Genomic DNA, 14,851 nt, shown 5'->3' with positions numbered 1-14,851 from the left:
CCCCTCTCATGCGCGAAGCCGCCGGCCCCAACTCTCGCAACGTCATCTTGTCACAGCATATGAAAAAGGGCAGCCTTTTCCAGTGGCTGCCCTCTTCTTCCCACAGCGCCGCGCGTCTTTTCAGACGCGCAAAGGACGCTGCGGCACGTTTCTTTGCGCAGGATCCCTTTCCGAAAATCAAAGCCGATTTTCGGGGTCATGCGTCTAGGCCGAAACAAAAGCCGGCTCAGCCTCCGAGCGCGGTCTTGATCGCGGCCGCGGCGTCGCCGCCGTCGAAGGTGGTCACGCCGGCGATCCATGGCTTGACGGCATCCGGATTTTTCTTCAGCCAGTCGGTCGCAACCGTGTTGGCGTCGCCGCCTTTCAGGATGGCGTCCATCATCTGGCCTTCCATATCCAGGTTGAACTTCAGATTGGCGATGAACTTGCCGGCATTCGGGCATTCGGTGGTGTAGCCCTTGCGCGCGACGGTGTAGACGGTGGCGGCGCCGAAACCGCTGTCGCCCATGCCATCGAGATAGGTGATCTTCATGGCGCCCATCACCGGGTGCGGCGTCCAGCCGAGGAAGGCGATCCACTCATTGTTCTTCATCGACTGCTCGGCCTGCGTCAGCATGCCGGCCTCCGACGACTCGACCAGTTCGAAGCCCTCGAGATTGTCCTTCGGGTTCTTGATCATGTCGAGGATGATACGGTTGCCGTCATTGCCGGCCTCAATGCCATAGATCTTGCCGTTGAATTTGTCCTTGAACTTGCCGATGTCGGTCAGCGACTTCACGCCGGCGTCCGCGACATAGGTCGGCACGACGATGCCGTAGCCGGCGCCGGTCAGGTTGGTGCTGATGGTCTCGACCGAACCATCGGCGGTGTAATCCTTGATGTCGTTGGTCATCGACGGCATCCAATTGCCGAGGAAGACATCGAGATCCTTGTTCTTCAGCGATGCCATGGTCACCGGCACCGACAGCTGGATCGTTTGCGGCTCGTAGCCGAGCGCGGTGAGCAGTACCGAGGCGACGCCGGTCGTCGCCTGGATGTCGGTCCAGCCGACATCGGAGAGACGCACGGCCTTGCAGCTTGCCGGATCGCCGGCAAAGGCAGCACTCGTGGACAGGAAAGCCGCCAGGCCGAGGCCGGCGACGAAGGAATTCATACGCGACATAGACAAGTCTCCCATTGTGATTCTTTGGCGAAGCGTAGTTACGGTTTCTCTGCCCGCCTTGTTTCGTCAGCCAAACACCATTCTGGTGTGGATTCAAGCGGTAAGGCAATCACGATCAACGGCGCGCAATGGCCCATCAGCGACACGGTTGGCGCTTTGCGGGTACGATCAGCCTGATCTGGCTGCCGTGATGGCGGCTTTTTCAGGGGAATGCGGCGGCGGCCCCTCCCCGCGCCTCGCCAACTCGGCTTAAGGTCTGTTTAGATTCAGGTCAGGCCGCGCCGAAAATGGTGGGTTCCGAGAACCGAAGCGGAGCGTACTTTTCGTACGTGAGCATCGGAAGCGCAGGGAGCCGCCATTTGCAGGCCGGCCTCATCTGAATATCAACAGACCTTACAGGGCGGCATGGCCAAGCTTTACTTCCACTACGCGACGATGAATGCCGGCAAGACGACGATGCTGCTGCAGGCGTCATATAACTATCGCGAGCGCGGCATGACGACGATGCTGTTCGTCGCCGGCCACTACCGCAAGGGCGACAGCGGCCTGATCTCGTCGCGCATCGGGCTGGAGACCGAGGCCGAGATGTTCCGCGACGGCGACGATCTGTTCGCCCGTGTCGCCGAGCATCATCAGCGCAGCGCCGTGCATTGCGTCTTCGTCGACGAGGCGCAGTTCCTGGAGGAGGAGCAGGTCTGGCAGCTTGCCCGCATCGCCGACCGGTTGAACATCCCCGTCATGTGCTATGGCCTGCGCACCGATTTCCAGGGCAAGCTGTTTTCCGGCTCGCGCGCGCTGCTGGCCATCGCCGACGATCTGCGCGAAGTCCGCACCATCTGCCGCTGCGGCCGCAAGGCGACGATGGTCGTGCGCCTCGGCCCCGACGGCAAGGTCGCCCGGCAAGGCGAACAGGTGGCGATCGGCAAGGACGTCTACGTTTCGCTCTGCCGCCGCCACTGGGAGGAAGAGATGGGCCGCGCCGCGCCTGACGATTTCATCGGCTTCGTCAGGAACTGACGGCGTGGCAACCCCGCCCAGGCTTGAACAGCCGGATCGGCCATCCATCCCCAATCCGCCGCGATGCAGCGTTTGTTAAGGCGTCGGCCCTATAAGGCCGTCAGCCGGAACTCCCTGGGGGTCAGCCATGCTTCGAGCCGTTTCGTCAGCCAGCATCCTTCTGCTGGCCACCTCCATTGCCGCTCACGCCGGCGGCGATCCCGTGCAGGGCAAGCACGTCTTCAACCGCTGCATCGCCTGCCATGAAGCAGCCACCGACCGCGACAAGGTCGGCCCGCATTTGATGGGTGTCGTCGGTCGCACCGCCGGCAGCGCCGAAAGCTTCCTTGGCCACTATTCGGAAGCCATGAAAAACGCCGGCGCCGCCGGTCTCGTCTGGGACGAGGCAAACCTTGCCGAATACCTCAAGGCGCCCAGGCTGAAGGTACCCGGCAACAAGATGGCTTTCGGCGGCCTCGGCAGCGACGACGACATCGCCAACGTCATCGCCTATCTGAAGGCCGATCCCAAGCCCTGAGCAGCATGATGGCGCCGGCTGACGCCGGGTATACCGCAGCTGCAACCCGCCAGTTGTTGTCGGATTTCCTGACCGTCCCCTTGGATGGAGACTGACTGCTTTGCCGGCGTGGAAGTTCAAAATCAGCTGAACTATGCTCGGCTCACCAGCTAATCACGCCATGACCACCGCTCCACTGCCTTTCAAGGGCACAGCCTGATATTTTGTTTTCGCACCGTCCTGTCTTCACGTCTTTCAATCCCCTGATACCCCACATATATTCGCCGCTGTTCGCAACCAGCGACCTGATGCCGAAGCGGGAGGCCCCTATGGCGACATTGCAGAATTTCGATGCCGAAATTGCCAAGACCAAGCAGGTCGTCCAGGATATGCGCACCAAGATCGAGCAGTCCGGCACCGTTCTCGACACGCTTGCCACCGCCGACAAGAAGATCGGCGACGCCAATTTCGACATCGAGAACGCCCGCATCGAGGATGTGCTGAAGCAGCAGAAGGTGATGGAAGGCAACATCGCCGACCTTATCATCGGACTGGAGGATGCCACCAACGTCTTTGGCGCCGAGTTCGAAAGCATGAAGAACTACACCGGCTGGGAAAACTTCATCGGCATCTTCTCCAGCCAGAGCAAGCAACGCATGCGCACCGACCGTGTCCGCAACATGTCGCTGGCCGGCAATCTGCAGGAGCTGCTGGCCAAGTCCGACACCATCGTCGGCATCCTGAAGGCGCAGAAAGAGGTGCTCGACCAGCGCTACAAGACCTCCGAGACAAGCCTGTCGCAGGTGATCGAGCGTCGCAAGACCACCATGTCCAACCTCGAAACCGTGCAGAAGCGCATCGAGGAACTCAACCCGATGCTGCTCGACATCGAGAACAAGATCGCCGCCTCGACCAGCCAGAAGGACCGCACGCAGCTCGAAGGCGAGCGCTCCAAGCTCGCCACCGAGTACAACGAGAAGCAGGCCAAGGAACAGGAACTGCTGGCCGAGAGCCAGACGCTGGAGCGCTACACCTCGATGTTCCAGACCTTCGTGGATTCGCTCAACAACCAGATCGCGGCGCAGTCGACGCTGATCAACAAGCTGACCATCGATACCGAGCAGCGCATCGTGCTCTACAAGGCGCTGGAAGATTCGCTGAAGACCGCCGCCCAGCAGGACGTCGCCCACAAGATCAACACGCTGGGCAGCCAGGTCGACAACACTGCCGAGGAGACCATGGCCGGCATCGGTGCCGCCTCGCAAAAGCACATCGGTGACCTGCTCGAGATGCACGAGAAGAACATGGTCGCCAGCGCCGACATCCAGCGCCGCAAGAAGCTTGCCGACGACGCCTTCGCCCGCCGCTTCGACGAGGTGCTGAAGAAGCACAATTCGGCCGACTACGTACAGTCTTAATTGCCGCACTCGCCAGTGTCGCGTTCCGACTTGAGGCCAGCAGCATGACCCCCGAAAACGACGCGGCGGCGCGGTATTTCTCGGCAATCACGGCCGCACTCAGCGGCCTGGAAGTGTTCATGCGCGACGACCGCTCGCCGCTCTACCGGCACGGCATCGTCGCCAAGATCGTCGCTGAATACATCGCCCGGCTCGACAAATCCTTCTCCTGCTGGCGCAACCGGCTGGGCTTCGTGGACACGTTCCGCATTTCGCGCGCCGAAAGCGGCTTTCCAGTGTTCCAGAACCTGCTCGAACTGGAGAACGACCGCCGCCAGGCGGACAGCCGGCTCGCCAACATCCCGCTGGCCGGCGAATTGCGCGAGGAGATGGCCGATTTCATCCTGCGCCACAAGGAATTCCCCGAGGCGCTGCAGAAGTCGATGGCCGAGCGGCTCTATCTCGAGGACGTCAAGAGCGAGCAGACCTTCGGGCCTTTCACCCTGGCGCAGACCGCCAAGGTCTCGGTCAACCCGAAGACGGCGCGGCCCTACTATCTCGTCCATTGGGCGACATTCGACGGCAGCGCCAACCTGCCCCTGGTTTACATGGTGACGGTGGAAGATTCCTCGGAAACCATGGTCAGCCAGCTCGTCGACAGGAACGGCAAGCTTAACGACAAGGTCGACATTCCGCTGCCGGTCGACGGCCTGCTCAATCCCGAGCTTGCCCACCGCTTCGATGATTTCACCGAGAAGAATTCCGCCTACACCCTGTCGCCGGCGACGATCGCCGTCAACCTCGACAAGGATTTCGAGCCGCTGCACCCCAAGCAATTGCGCCGCGTCGTGCTCGGTCCCTTCTATTCGGCTGGTATCACCGACAACAATTCGACGGTGACCGAGGTGCTGGCCAAGGTGCGCAAGCCCGAGAATGCCTGGCTTCTGACCTGGACCATCCAGGAAGTCTATTCCAAGGCCGAGAAACCTGGCCGCAGGGGGCTGTTTTCAAGCGAGAAGACGACCCAGGAATTCTTCATCAACACTGACGATCTGGAGGCCGCGCGCCAGGGCGTGTCGAGCTACGAGAACCATGCGCTGATTCCGCACGAAGCCTACCAGGCGCTCTACGCCGCCGGCGAGGCGCAGAAGATCTTTTCCGGCTACAAGGTCCACATCCTGTCCAACGGACAGGTCATCTCGGACGTCTGACCGTCACACCACGGAGCAACCTTCATGGATACCGGCCTGACCACCATCCCGGAAGCGGCAATCGAGAAGCACCGCGCCACCGCGCAGAGCTTCATCACCCGCATCGTCGTGCTGGAGGATCCCTCGCGAGAATCCGGCACGGCGCTGGCCGGCACCAACCGCCGCTTCGTCTCCACCGTATCGGTGGGTTCGGTGCGCCGCACGCGCGAGGTCGAGCTGTCGAAGACAGTCGGCGCCGTCCATCCCGACGACCAGTTGCTCACCATCCCGCAGCACACGCTTCTGTTTCGCGCCCGGCGCGGCACGGCCATTGCCCTGGCCATATCGGATGTTTTCGCCGAAGGCTCGGACCTCGAAAGCCTGCAGGCGAAGAACACCCGCGCCCCGCTTGAGGGCGACGAGGCATCGGCCTTCAAGAAGCTGCTGTCGGCCTCCGCCTATATCTCCGCCTTCAGCCTGGCATCCTATCTGTTCCAGCTGATCGACAGCGACGGCGAGGCGCCCAACGACATCCCCGAACCGGATTTCCTGTTCGATACGCCGCAGGACGCGGTGAAGTCGATCCTGGCCGGGCTCGACAAGGCGATATCGGGCGCATCCGACGACGCCGACCTGATGACGCGCGCGCGCGCTTTCGCCCGTGTCGCCATCGATGGGCTCCTGGCGCGAAAAGGCCGCTTCGACGGCATCGGTCCGTTCGAGAACGCCCATATCCGCATCGACGCCGACGATTTCACCCTCGACGGCTTCGACGTCGCCCCCGGCAAGCGCTCCAAGCCGCTGGTGATGACCTTCAAGACTCCCGAAGAGGTCGTCGGCAACCACATCGCCAAATACCAATCGGTCAAGCTCGCCAAGATGCTGATGGCCTACGATTTCGAGCGCGAGCTGAACCCGTTCGTCGAACTCGGCGGCTTCCTGTTCACCTTCATCGGCGACGGCGCGCCCGGCACCGGCAAGACGACGCTGATCCAGATGATCGCCGGTCTCGTCAACGGCTACTGCCAGGTCGCGGGCTATCCCTTCGCCTACGAGAACTTCGGCGTCGACCAGATCTCGTCCTATCAGGGCAAATCGGGCCAGAACTGCCGCCAGTTCATCAACAATGTGCTGAACCCGCGCGTCATTGGCTTCGGCACCATCGACGACATCGACCAGGTGGCCGCCAAACGCTCCGACGACCGCGCCTCCGCCGGCCAGCAGGAGATCACCGGCGTCTTGATGGACGCGTTCGCCGGTGCCGCCACCGTGGTGCGCGGCAACTGCTCGTTCGGCATGTTCTCCAACTATCCCGAAAATGTCGACGATGCGCTGCGCCAGCGCGCCGGCGCCCGCTGGCTGGTCGACGGGCCGCAGAGCCGCGACGACTACATCGACATCTTCGTGCTGCTCGCCGGCAAGAACCATAAGATACCGCTCGGTGACCACGAACTCTACGCCGCGCAGGAAATCCAGCGCGCCGTGACCGAGGCCTACGAGGAGCATGAGAAGCCGCAAGAGGACGGCCTGATGAAGGTCTACGAGCGCTACATGAAGGAAAATGGCGCGCCCAAGACCATGGCCGACATCGGCACCTACCTGCACCTGATCAAGGACGCCGAGCCGCGCTTCACCGGCCGCGCGATCAAGAACGTCACCGACGCCATCAAGATGCGCGCCATGGACATCGAGCTTCCCGACGACTGGTTCGAGAAGCCGGAAGCCTTCATGCACAAGGCCTACGACGACAAGAAAGCCATGATCGAGGAACTGCGCGGGCCGTTCTCGATGGACATGGTCATGCAGGAGATCAACCGCTACGCCGACTCGGAATTCCGCTATTCCGACAAGTCCGATGATGCCGCCGTGGAGAAGCTGCTGCGCGACGCAAGGCTGCGCGAGAGGGCAGCGCGCGAGATGGAGGAGATGAAGAAGAAGGGACTGTGGAATGCGTGACGTGCGCCGGCATTCCCTTCTCCCCTTGTGGGAGAAGGTGTCGCCGAAGGCGACGGATGAGGGGTGTTCCAGCTTGGCAAGGACGGCGATCCGTCACCCACCCCTCAACCGTCTCGGCGCTGCGCGCCGATCCACCTTCTCCCACAAGGGGAGAAGGAAGGCTCGCGCCCCTCATCCGCCCTTCGGGCACCTTCTCCCCGTGAACGGGGAGAAGGCAAAATGAGCCCCAAAAAACCCGACCTTCTGCGCGACAACGAACTCATCTACGGCCGTTTGCTCACTGTCGACGAGCCGCATCTCATCCAGCGCTACAATAAGGCGTTGGCGGCCTTCGGCCTCAAGCCGACCAAGCTTGCGAGCTTCCAGATCGACCGCACCGGCTTCTCGCCCGAGATCGCCGATGAATGCGGCGACCCTGACTATCTCGATCCCAACGAGGTCAACCGCCGCTTCATCATCCTGACGCCGTCGCAGATCGACCTGCCGGTGGTGCACACCGCCTTCTCCAACACCTCGCAGCTGATGTTCGAGTTCATGTCCAAGAACCAGCGCGCCATCGATGCGCTGACCATCAAGGATGTCATCTACGGCGAGATCGAGGACACCGTTCCCAAGGTCAACGACATCGAGGACCTGCTGTCGATCAGCCAGGTCGAGTTCAAGGTGCTTTCCGCCGAAGACGTGCTGGGCAAGGCGGCCGAACTCGGCAAGCTCGTCGACAGGCTGAAGCAGGAGCCGGATGCCTGGCGCGACAACGCCATGCTGAACCGCATGGTGGAGCTGGCGAAGATCTGCGGCGATATCCGCGAGAACGCGCTGGTGCCCGACCAGGTGATCTTCCGCCACAACGCCTACTGGACCAGCCATTTCGGCGGGCTCTACGTGTTCGTCGACCCCGACATGACGACGGTGATCAGCGACCCGGCCGCCCCCGGCTTCCGCCGCTCGCGGCCCTGGCAGGTCAGCTATCTCTCGATCAACGACGCCGACAAGGTGTTCAAATTCCTGGCCAGCACCGGCCGCATCGAACTGCCGCGCGCCTCATGGATCGAGTCGTCCGGCTATCTCGAGCACCGGGCCGAGATGGTGGTGCGTGCGCTGATCCGCGACGCCGAACCCGACCGCAACCTGACCGATGTCGACAAGGTCTGGTTGCAGACCTGGATCCAGAGCCATGCCGACCTGATCGCCAAGGACGGCAATTTCCCCTTCCTCAATGCCGCCAAGCGCGAGATCGCCCAGCTTGGCCACCTCAAGATCGAAGATGTGTTTCCACAGCAGCGCTTCCTGGTGACCCGTGCCAAGCCGGACCATCCGGACGCATGGCTGACCAACCGTCTGATCTCGGATTTCGTGCCGTCGGACTTCGTCTCGCGCTACATCTTCAACAAGCAGGGCTTCTACAAGGACTATGACGGCTTCAGCGACGGCTGGCGATCGCATGTTGTGGACGTTCTGAAAACCACATATTTGAAGGACAAGGTGGCGTTTCGCACGCGCCTCTACGGTCTGACCGACTAGAATGAAATGACCCGTCACTTCGTTCTAACTTGTTGTTTTGGTGCATGTTATTCAAAAAGTCCGCAACTTTTTTGACATCATGCTTTGAGGGGGTGACGTGAGCCATGCTTGATCCGATCGTGAATTTCTTCACCCGCATTTTCCAGTGGATCGGCCGCGGCATCGGCCTCGTCATCGGCGTGATCCTGTGGCCTTTCCTGTGGGCGGGGCGCTGGTATACGCAGCGCGGCTGGATCCTCAAGGCTGTGGTCGGCCTGGCTTTGCTGGTGCTGGTCGGCCTCTACGCCAATTTCTTCTACGCCACCCAATGGTGGAGCAATTTCAACCCGACCTATCCCGACACTTACACCTTCGAGAAGCGCAATGTCTCCGCCGGCGAGCAGGTCGCCGCCGGCAGCGGCACCGACACGGCCAAGACTTGCGGCAACTCCGCCATCGCCCAGGTGGCGGCCGATCTGATCGACTTCAACGTCAATCAGAATGCCTGGGTCTCGTCGATGGTCCTCTACAAGCTCGGCTTGTTCGGCATCGACTGGGACGACACGCCCTGGATGGACAACAAGGCTTCGTTCCAGCGTGGCATCAACCAGGCGGTGCGGCGCACCGCCACCGAGCTTGCCGACAATCTTGGCCGCGTGCGCACCACCTCGCAGATCGATACCAACCTCCAGGATGCCCGCGGTCAGCTGCAGTATGACGAGTCCATCTGGTACATCAGCCGCAACGGCATGACCGCGACCACGCCCAGCATGTATCGCCGTGCGATGGGCAATCTGCGCTCTTTCAACGCTCGCCTCGCCACCTGCCAGGCGACCTTCGATGCCCGCGCCGACAATCTGAAGCAGTATATCGACCGCATTGCTTCGGACATCGGTTCAACCTCGGCCATCCTCAAGGAGCGTGCCGAAAACCACAACAATGGCTGGTTCGACACCCGCGCCGACGACCGCTACTGGTTCGCCTATGGCCAGCTCTATGCCTATTACGGGCTGATGAAAGGCGCTCAGGCCGATTTCGAGGATGTCCTCAAGGAAAAGCACCTGCAGAGCCTGTGGGACACGATGGATGCCCAGTTCGTCTCGGCTCTCAGGATCCAGCCCTTCATCATCGCCAATGGCCGCGAGGACGGCTGGCTGTTGCCGACACACCTGACGACGATGGGCTTCTACATCCTGCGTGTGCGCTCCAACATGGTCGAGATCAGCAATGTTCTGACCCAGTAGCGCTGAGCCGCAATGCATGTCGTCCAAAGTGGTCCCGGTTTTGGGAGAACGACATGCATAAAGCAAAGGGCAAGCCGATGGCGGATTTGCGCCGTCGCCTCTGTCGCATTCGGTGCATTGTGCGGCTGTTTTGAGACGGCGGAAGCCTCCCTGCTCTGGCTTCTATACGGCGCGGCAAGCGGAGCCAGGAAGAACCGAGGACAGGTCGGCCGGCCGCAGAGGAATTTTCTCTAGAGGAAACATAGTTGCATGCAAGTTGACGCCACGGCAGCGAGAGGGTTAGAACATGCCCGCGCGCCCGGTTCCAACCTGTTTGCGATAGACATCAACCCCGTCCCCTCCACCGTCCAATCCAGAGGAAAGCCGTCATGGCCGAAGTGAAGTCCGACATCGAGATCGCGCGCGGCGCCAGGAAAAAGCAGATCCAGGAGATCGGCCAGAAGATCGGCATCCCGACCGAACACCTGCTGCCCTATGGCCACGACAAGGCCAAGATATCAGCCGAATTCATCAAGTCGGTGAAAGGCAACAAGGACGGCAAGCTGATCCTGGTCACCGCCATCAACCCGACCCCGGCCGGCGAAGGCAAGACCACCACCACGGTCGGCCTCGGCGACGGCCTGAACCGCATCGGCAAGAAGGCGATCGTCTGCATCCGCGAGGCCTCGCTCGGCCCGAATTTCGGCGTCAAGGGCGGTGCCGCCGGCGGCGGTTACGCACAGGTCGTGCCGATGGAGGACATGAACCTCCACTTCACCGGCGACTTCCACGCCATCACCACCGCGCACAACCTTTTGTCGGCGCTGATCGACAACCATATCTACTGGGGCAATGAGCTCGGCATCGACACCCGCCGCGTGGTGTGGCGCCGCGTCATGGACATGAACGACCGGGCGCTGCGTGAGATCATCTGCTCGCTCGGCGGCGTCGCCAACGGTTTCCCGCGCGAGGCCGGCTTCGATATCACCGTCGCCTCGGAAGTCATGGCGATCCTGTGCCTGTCGACCGACCTGAAGGATCTGGAAAAGCGCCTTGGCGACATCATCGTCGCCTATCGCCGCGACAAGTCGCCGGTCTATGCCCGCGACCTCAAGGCCGACGGCGCCATGGCCGTGCTCCTGAAGGACGCCATGCAGCCCAACCTCGTGCAGACGCTGGAGAACAACCCGGCCTTCGTGCATGGCGGCCCGTTCGCCAACATCGCGCATGGCTGCAACTCGGTCGTCGCCACCACCACGGCGCTGAAGCTCGCCGACTACGTCGTCACCGAGGCCGGCTTCGGCGCCGATCTCGGCGCCGAGAAATTCTTCGACATCAAGTGCCGCAAGGCTGGCCTCAAGCCGGCAGCCGCCGTCATCGTCGCCACTGTGCGCGCCATGAAGATGAATGGCGGCGTCAAGAAGGAAGACCTCGGCAAGGAAAACGTCGAGGCGGTGAAGAAGGGCTGCGCCAACCTTGGCCGCCATATCGAGAACATCCGCCAGTTCGGCGTGCCGGCGGTGGTTGCCATCAACCATTTCTATTCCGACACCGACGCCGAAATCCAGGCGATGAAGGACTATGTCGCCTCGATGGGCGAAGAGGCGATCCTGTGCAAGCACTGGGCCAACGGCTCGGCCGGCATCGAGGATCTTGCCAACAAGGTGGTGGCGCTGGCCGAATCCGGCGCCTCGCAATTCGCGCCGCTCTATCCCGATGCCATGCCGCTGTTCGAGAAGATCAACACCATCGTCCAGCGCATCTATCGCGGCTCGGAGGCGATCGCCGACAAGTCGGTGCGCGACCAGCTCAAGGCCTGGGAAGACGCCGGCTACGGCAACCTGCCGGTCTGCATGGCCAAGACCCAGTACTCGTTCTCGACCGACCCGAACCTGCGCGGCGCGCCGACCGGCCACACCGTGCCGGTGCGCGAAGTCAGGCTTTCGGCCGGTGCTGGCTTCGTCGTCATCATCTGCGGCGAAGTCATGACCATGCCCGGCCTGCCCAAGGCACCGTCCTCGGAAAAGATCTTCCTCAACGAGATGGGCCAGATCGAAGGCCTGTTCTAGACATTATGAACACTAGACACGAAAGGGGGCCGCAGCGATGCGGCCCCCTTTCTGTTTGCGGACATTGCTAGGCCGCGTTGCGCGCCAGCGCCCGCTGGTTGGAGGCGTAGATCGTATCGCGCTCCGGCAAGGCGCCGGTCTTCAGGCATTCCACCCACTCGGCGGTCTTGAGCACCGCCGCGAAGCGCGACTGCAGGATGATCGTGACCACGCGGTGAATCTCCTCCGCCGAGGCATAGCCGGCGCTGTTGGCATAAGGTAGCGAGCCGGTGGCGTCGGACAGGAATTCGACCGCAAAGCCCATATGCACGGCGTGGATGATGGTCGACAGATCGCAATTATGCGTCATGTAGCCGACCACCGTGAGCGTATCGATGGCGTTGGCGCGCAGCCAATCCTCGAGGTCGGTGCCGGTGAAGGCGGAAGGCAGGTTCTTTTCGATATAGTGGTCGCGGCCGCGCCTGGCGATCTCCGGATGCAATTCGGCGCCATGGCTGCCCTTGGCGAAAACTGGCGATGTCTCGGGTGCCATCTGCTTGACCACCACTACCTTGACGCCGGCAGCAGTGGCCGCATCCATGGCCCGCGCCACGTTGACGACGCTGTCGCGGAACGGCGGATGCTGGATGGCGAGATTGCCGCCATCATAGTCGTTCTGGACGTCGATGACGATGAGAGCGCGGCGCGGTGCGGTTTTGACTGGGTCAGACATGGTGTTTTCCTTTCCGGCTTGAATGCGATGGGGCCGAAAATAGGGATATCGCCAAGCGACCAAAAGTGTCCCGATTGACATCATTCGAAAGAATTGGGACAATCCGCGATCACCTGCTGGAAGCCCCCCATGACCGACCCGATCATTGCCGTCCTAGCCTTCGACGGCATCAGCCCATTCCATCTCTCCGTGCCATGCCTGGTGTTCGGCGAGGACAGGACGGCGCTTGGGCTGCCGCGCTTCGAGTTCCGCATCTGCGCGGTCAAGGCCGGCCCGGTCCACACCGAAGCCGGACTGACGGTTGCCGCACCGCATGGGCTCGAAGGACTCGACGGCGCCGATATCGTCATCATCCCAAGCTGGCATCATCTCGGCGAGCCGCCGGCGCCAGTGTTGATGGAGGCGATACGCAGAGCGCACGAGCATGGTGCATTGATTGTCGGACTGTGTCTCGGAACCTTTGCCATTGCCGCGGCTGGACTGCTTTCAGGACGCCGCGCCGCGACGCACTGGGCCTACTCCGAGCGGCTGCAGGAACTCCATCCAGACATCGCGGTCGATGCCACGGTGCTCTATGTCGACAATGGCGACGTCGTGACCTCGGCCGGGGTCGCGGCCGGCCTCGACTGCTGTCTCCACATCGTGCGCGCCCGCTACGGCGCGGAAGCAGCACTGCGGCTCGCCCGCCAGATCGTCCTTTCCCCGCACCGCCAGGGCGGGCAGGCGCAATTCATCGAGCGCCCCGTGGCAAAAAGCGCTGACGCCGACCGCTTCACCAGGGCGCTCGACGCGGTGCGCGCCACGCTCGGCGAGGCGCACAGCCTCGACAGCGTCGCCGAAGCCGCCGGCCTGACCCGGCGCACCTTCACCCGCCGCTTCCAGAAATCGATCGGCACCAGTTTTGGCGATTGGCTGACCAGCCAGCGGATCGAGCTGGCGCAGCGCTTGCTGGAGGCGACGGAGAAATCGATGGACATCGTCGCCTTCGAAGCCGGCTTCGGCAGCGCCACCTCGTTGCGCCAGCATTTTGCCGCGAGACTGAGGACATCGCCGGCGCAATACCGGCGGGAGTTTTCCAGGCGAGGCGATCGGCGGGAGGACATGGTGCACGCAGCGTCCTGAGGCATAACGGCAAAGGGCGCGCGTCGCCGCAGCGCCCTTTGCATTCCGGTCCCCGTGATCAGGGCGATGTGGTCAGGCGACGTCCTCCGGCGATGGCGCACGTTTACGGCCGGTGACCATGGCACGAACAAGGTTTTCGCCATGGCGCAGGCTGGCCAGCAACACGCCACCAACATGCAGCCCGATCAGCACCAGGATGCCATTGCCCAGGATCTTGTGCGTGTCCTCGACCCAACCCACCCCCCACCAAGTGTCGGTGGTCTGCATCCAGCCGGTAAGTGCAATTCCTGCCACGCAGGCCAGAAGTGCCAGCACCATGGCGCCGCCGGCAGGGTTATGGCCGAGATAGCGCTTTTCATCGCCCTTCGCCACATCGGAGAGATACAAGCCGACCGCGCGCGGTCCGTGCACGAACTGATGGAAGCGCGTGTGTCCGGATCCGGCCAAGCCGGCGATCAGCCGAGATGTGATCAGCACGCCCGCGCTGTAGCCGGCCAGCTCATGCACCTTCATGATTTCGCCAGAAGACAGCCACGCCACCGCAACGCACAGGACCAGCGACCAGTGAAAGAGGCGGACGTAGGGGCTCCAGACCTGGACCAAAGTCCCTCGTGTCGAAGCGGTGACGTTCATGGCGATCAACCGTCGTCGGAATCGGCGCCAACCGACTCGAGCGTCTTGGGATTAAAGACGGCTTCCAGCTTCTTGCCGTTGGCATCGAGCGCCTTGGCTTCATAGCAGCCGTTTTCCGTCTTGATGCTGCGGACCTTCCAGCCCTCGCTTTCAAGCTTCTTTTGCAGCGCTTCACGCGGCTGCCACTGGTCGGTGGGCACATCGCATCTGTCGGCAGCGAAGGCCGGCCCGGCAAAAACCATCACCAGCGCGGTCAGGATCAGGGGTTTCATCTTGTTTTCTCCATCGGCCAATTCCGATGTCGCGGACCCTGCCCCTGAAACCTGACAGCAGCCTGAACGCACCTCGCCGTGAAAGCACCTTGCCCTGAACGC

At 62.2% G+C, this 14,851-nt stretch carries 13 protein-coding genes; 9 read left to right on the top strand and 4 right to left on the bottom strand.

Annotated features, from left to right (window positions below; genetic code table 11):
- Positions 1 to 226: 226 nt before the first annotated feature.
- The gene (locus LB568_RS20425) at positions 227 to 1,162 is read right to left on the bottom strand and encodes a choline ABC transporter substrate-binding protein (protein WP_013893436.1); all 936 of its coding nucleotides are present in this window, start codon (positions 1,160 to 1,162) and stop codon (positions 227 to 229) included.
- Between the two features lie 405 nt (positions 1,163 to 1,567).
- On the opposite strand from LB568_RS20425, the gene LB568_RS20420 reads away from it, so the two are divergent.
- The 8 genes from LB568_RS20420 (at position 1,568) to LB568_RS20385 (ending at position 12,010) form a co-directional block, all read left to right on the top strand.
- Positions 1,568 to 2,179 carry a thymidine kinase gene (locus tag LB568_RS20420; RefSeq protein WP_013893435.1) on the top strand — a complete coding sequence of 204 codons (612 nt, stop codon included), beginning with the start codon at positions 1,568 to 1,570 and terminating at the stop codon, positions 2,177 to 2,179.
- 127 nt (positions 2,180 to 2,306) lie between these two features.
- On the top strand, positions 2,307 to 2,696 hold the full coding sequence (locus LB568_RS20415) for a c-type cytochrome (protein WP_013893434.1): 390 nt from the start codon (positions 2,307 to 2,309) through the stop codon (positions 2,694 to 2,696).
- Positions 2,697 to 3,004: 308 nt separating this feature from the next.
- A complete protein-coding gene (locus LB568_RS20410; RefSeq protein ID WP_023767998.1) occupies positions 3,005 to 4,093 on the top strand; it encodes a hypothetical protein in 1,089 nt (362 codons plus the stop codon).
- Between the two features lie 44 nt (positions 4,094 to 4,137).
- On the top strand, positions 4,138 to 5,283 hold the full coding sequence (locus tag LB568_RS20405) for a hypothetical protein (protein WP_013893432.1): 1,146 nt from the start codon (positions 4,138 to 4,140) through the stop codon (positions 5,281 to 5,283).
- A gap of 24 nt (positions 5,284 to 5,307) precedes the next feature.
- Positions 5,308 to 7,218, top strand: a complete 1,911-nt coding sequence (locus LB568_RS20400) for an AAA family ATPase (protein ID WP_224731123.1) — start codon at positions 5,308 to 5,310, stop codon at positions 7,216 to 7,218.
- Between the two features lie 219 nt (positions 7,219 to 7,437).
- On the top strand, positions 7,438 to 8,739 hold the full coding sequence (locus LB568_RS20395; RefSeq protein WP_224731122.1) for a DUF6638 family protein: 1,302 nt from the start codon (positions 7,438 to 7,440) through the stop codon (positions 8,737 to 8,739).
- 104 nt (positions 8,740 to 8,843) lie between these two features.
- Positions 8,844 to 9,962, top strand: a complete 1,119-nt coding sequence (locus tag LB568_RS20390; RefSeq protein ID WP_013893429.1) for a DUF2333 family protein — start codon at positions 8,844 to 8,846, stop codon at positions 9,960 to 9,962.
- 368 nt (positions 9,963 to 10,330) lie between these two features.
- Positions 10,331 to 12,010: a formate--tetrahydrofolate ligase gene (locus LB568_RS20385; protein WP_013893428.1), complete on the top strand. Its 1,680-nt coding sequence runs from the start codon at positions 10,331 to 10,333 to the stop codon at positions 12,008 to 12,010.
- Positions 12,011 to 12,077: 67 nt separating this feature from the next.
- On the opposite strand, the gene LB568_RS20380 is transcribed toward LB568_RS20385, so the two are convergent.
- Positions 12,078 to 12,722, bottom strand: a complete 645-nt coding sequence (locus LB568_RS20380) for a cysteine hydrolase family protein (RefSeq protein WP_013893427.1) — start codon at positions 12,720 to 12,722, stop codon at positions 12,078 to 12,080.
- A 129-nt stretch (positions 12,723 to 12,851) separates the two neighbouring features.
- Between LB568_RS20380 and LB568_RS20375 the strand changes: the two genes are divergently transcribed.
- Positions 12,852 to 13,844: a GlxA family transcriptional regulator gene (locus LB568_RS20375; RefSeq protein WP_013893426.1), complete on the top strand. Its 993-nt coding sequence runs from the start codon at positions 12,852 to 12,854 to the stop codon at positions 13,842 to 13,844.
- 72 nt (positions 13,845 to 13,916) lie between these two features.
- Here the strand turns inward: LB568_RS20375 and LB568_RS20370 are convergent, their stop codons facing one another.
- Both LB568_RS20370 and LB568_RS20365 read right to left on the bottom strand, forming a co-directional pair.
- The gene (locus tag LB568_RS20370) at positions 13,917 to 14,477 is read right to left on the bottom strand and encodes a cytochrome b/b6 domain-containing protein (protein ID WP_224731121.1); all 561 of its coding nucleotides are present in this window, start codon (positions 14,475 to 14,477) and stop codon (positions 13,917 to 13,919) included.
- A gap of 5 nt (positions 14,478 to 14,482) precedes the next feature.
- A complete protein-coding gene (locus tag LB568_RS20365; protein ID WP_013893424.1) occupies positions 14,483 to 14,749 on the bottom strand; it encodes a PepSY domain-containing protein in 267 nt (88 codons plus the stop codon).
- Positions 14,750 to 14,851 lie beyond the last annotated feature (102 nt).

Origin of the sequence: Mesorhizobium sp. B263B2A (assembly GCF_020165775.1) — a bacterium.
In the GTDB taxonomy this organism is placed as follows: Bacteria; Pseudomonadota; Alphaproteobacteria; order Rhizobiales; family Rhizobiaceae; genus Mesorhizobium; species Mesorhizobium opportunistum.
Note: the sequence above shows the minus strand (reverse complement) of the source record. Positions and strands in the feature narration are given on the sequence as shown.

What these genes read in the sequence shown, in the direction of transcription:
- LB568_RS20405 (WP_013893432.1), top strand. Translation starts at nt 4,138, where the DNA reads ATGACCCCCGAAAACGACGCGGCGGCGCGGTATTTCTCGGCAATCACG.
- LB568_RS20385 (WP_013893428.1), top strand. Translation starts at nt 10,331, where the DNA reads ATGGCCGAAGTGAAGTCCGACATCGAGATCGCGCGCGGCGCCAGGAAA.
- LB568_RS20380 (WP_013893427.1), bottom strand. Translation starts at nt 12,722, where the DNA reads ATGTCTGACCCAGTCAAAACCGCACCGCGCCGCGCTCTCATCGTCATC.
- LB568_RS20425 (WP_013893436.1), bottom strand. Translation starts at nt 1,162, where the DNA reads ATGTCGCGTATGAATTCCTTCGTCGCCGGCCTCGGCCTGGCGGCTTTC.
- LB568_RS20400 (WP_224731123.1), top strand. Translation starts at nt 5,308, where the DNA reads ATGGATACCGGCCTGACCACCATCCCGGAAGCGGCAATCGAGAAGCAC.
- LB568_RS20420 (WP_013893435.1), top strand. Translation starts at nt 1,568, where the DNA reads ATGGCCAAGCTTTACTTCCACTACGCGACGATGAATGCCGGCAAGACG.
- LB568_RS20415 (WP_013893434.1), top strand. Translation starts at nt 2,307, where the DNA reads ATGCTTCGAGCCGTTTCGTCAGCCAGCATCCTTCTGCTGGCCACCTCC.
- LB568_RS20375 (WP_013893426.1), top strand. Translation starts at nt 12,852, where the DNA reads ATGACCGACCCGATCATTGCCGTCCTAGCCTTCGACGGCATCAGCCCA.
- LB568_RS20395 (WP_224731122.1), top strand. Translation starts at nt 7,438, where the DNA reads ATGAGCCCCAAAAAACCCGACCTTCTGCGCGACAACGAACTCATCTAC.
- LB568_RS20365 (WP_013893424.1), bottom strand. Translation starts at nt 14,749, where the DNA reads ATGAAACCCCTGATCCTGACCGCGCTGGTGATGGTTTTTGCCGGGCCG.
- LB568_RS20370 (WP_224731121.1), bottom strand. Translation starts at nt 14,477, where the DNA reads ATGAACGTCACCGCTTCGACACGAGGGACTTTGGTCCAGGTCTGGAGC.
- LB568_RS20410 (WP_023767998.1), top strand. Translation starts at nt 3,005, where the DNA reads ATGGCGACATTGCAGAATTTCGATGCCGAAATTGCCAAGACCAAGCAG.
- LB568_RS20390 (WP_013893429.1), top strand. Translation starts at nt 8,844, where the DNA reads ATGCTTGATCCGATCGTGAATTTCTTCACCCGCATTTTCCAGTGGATC.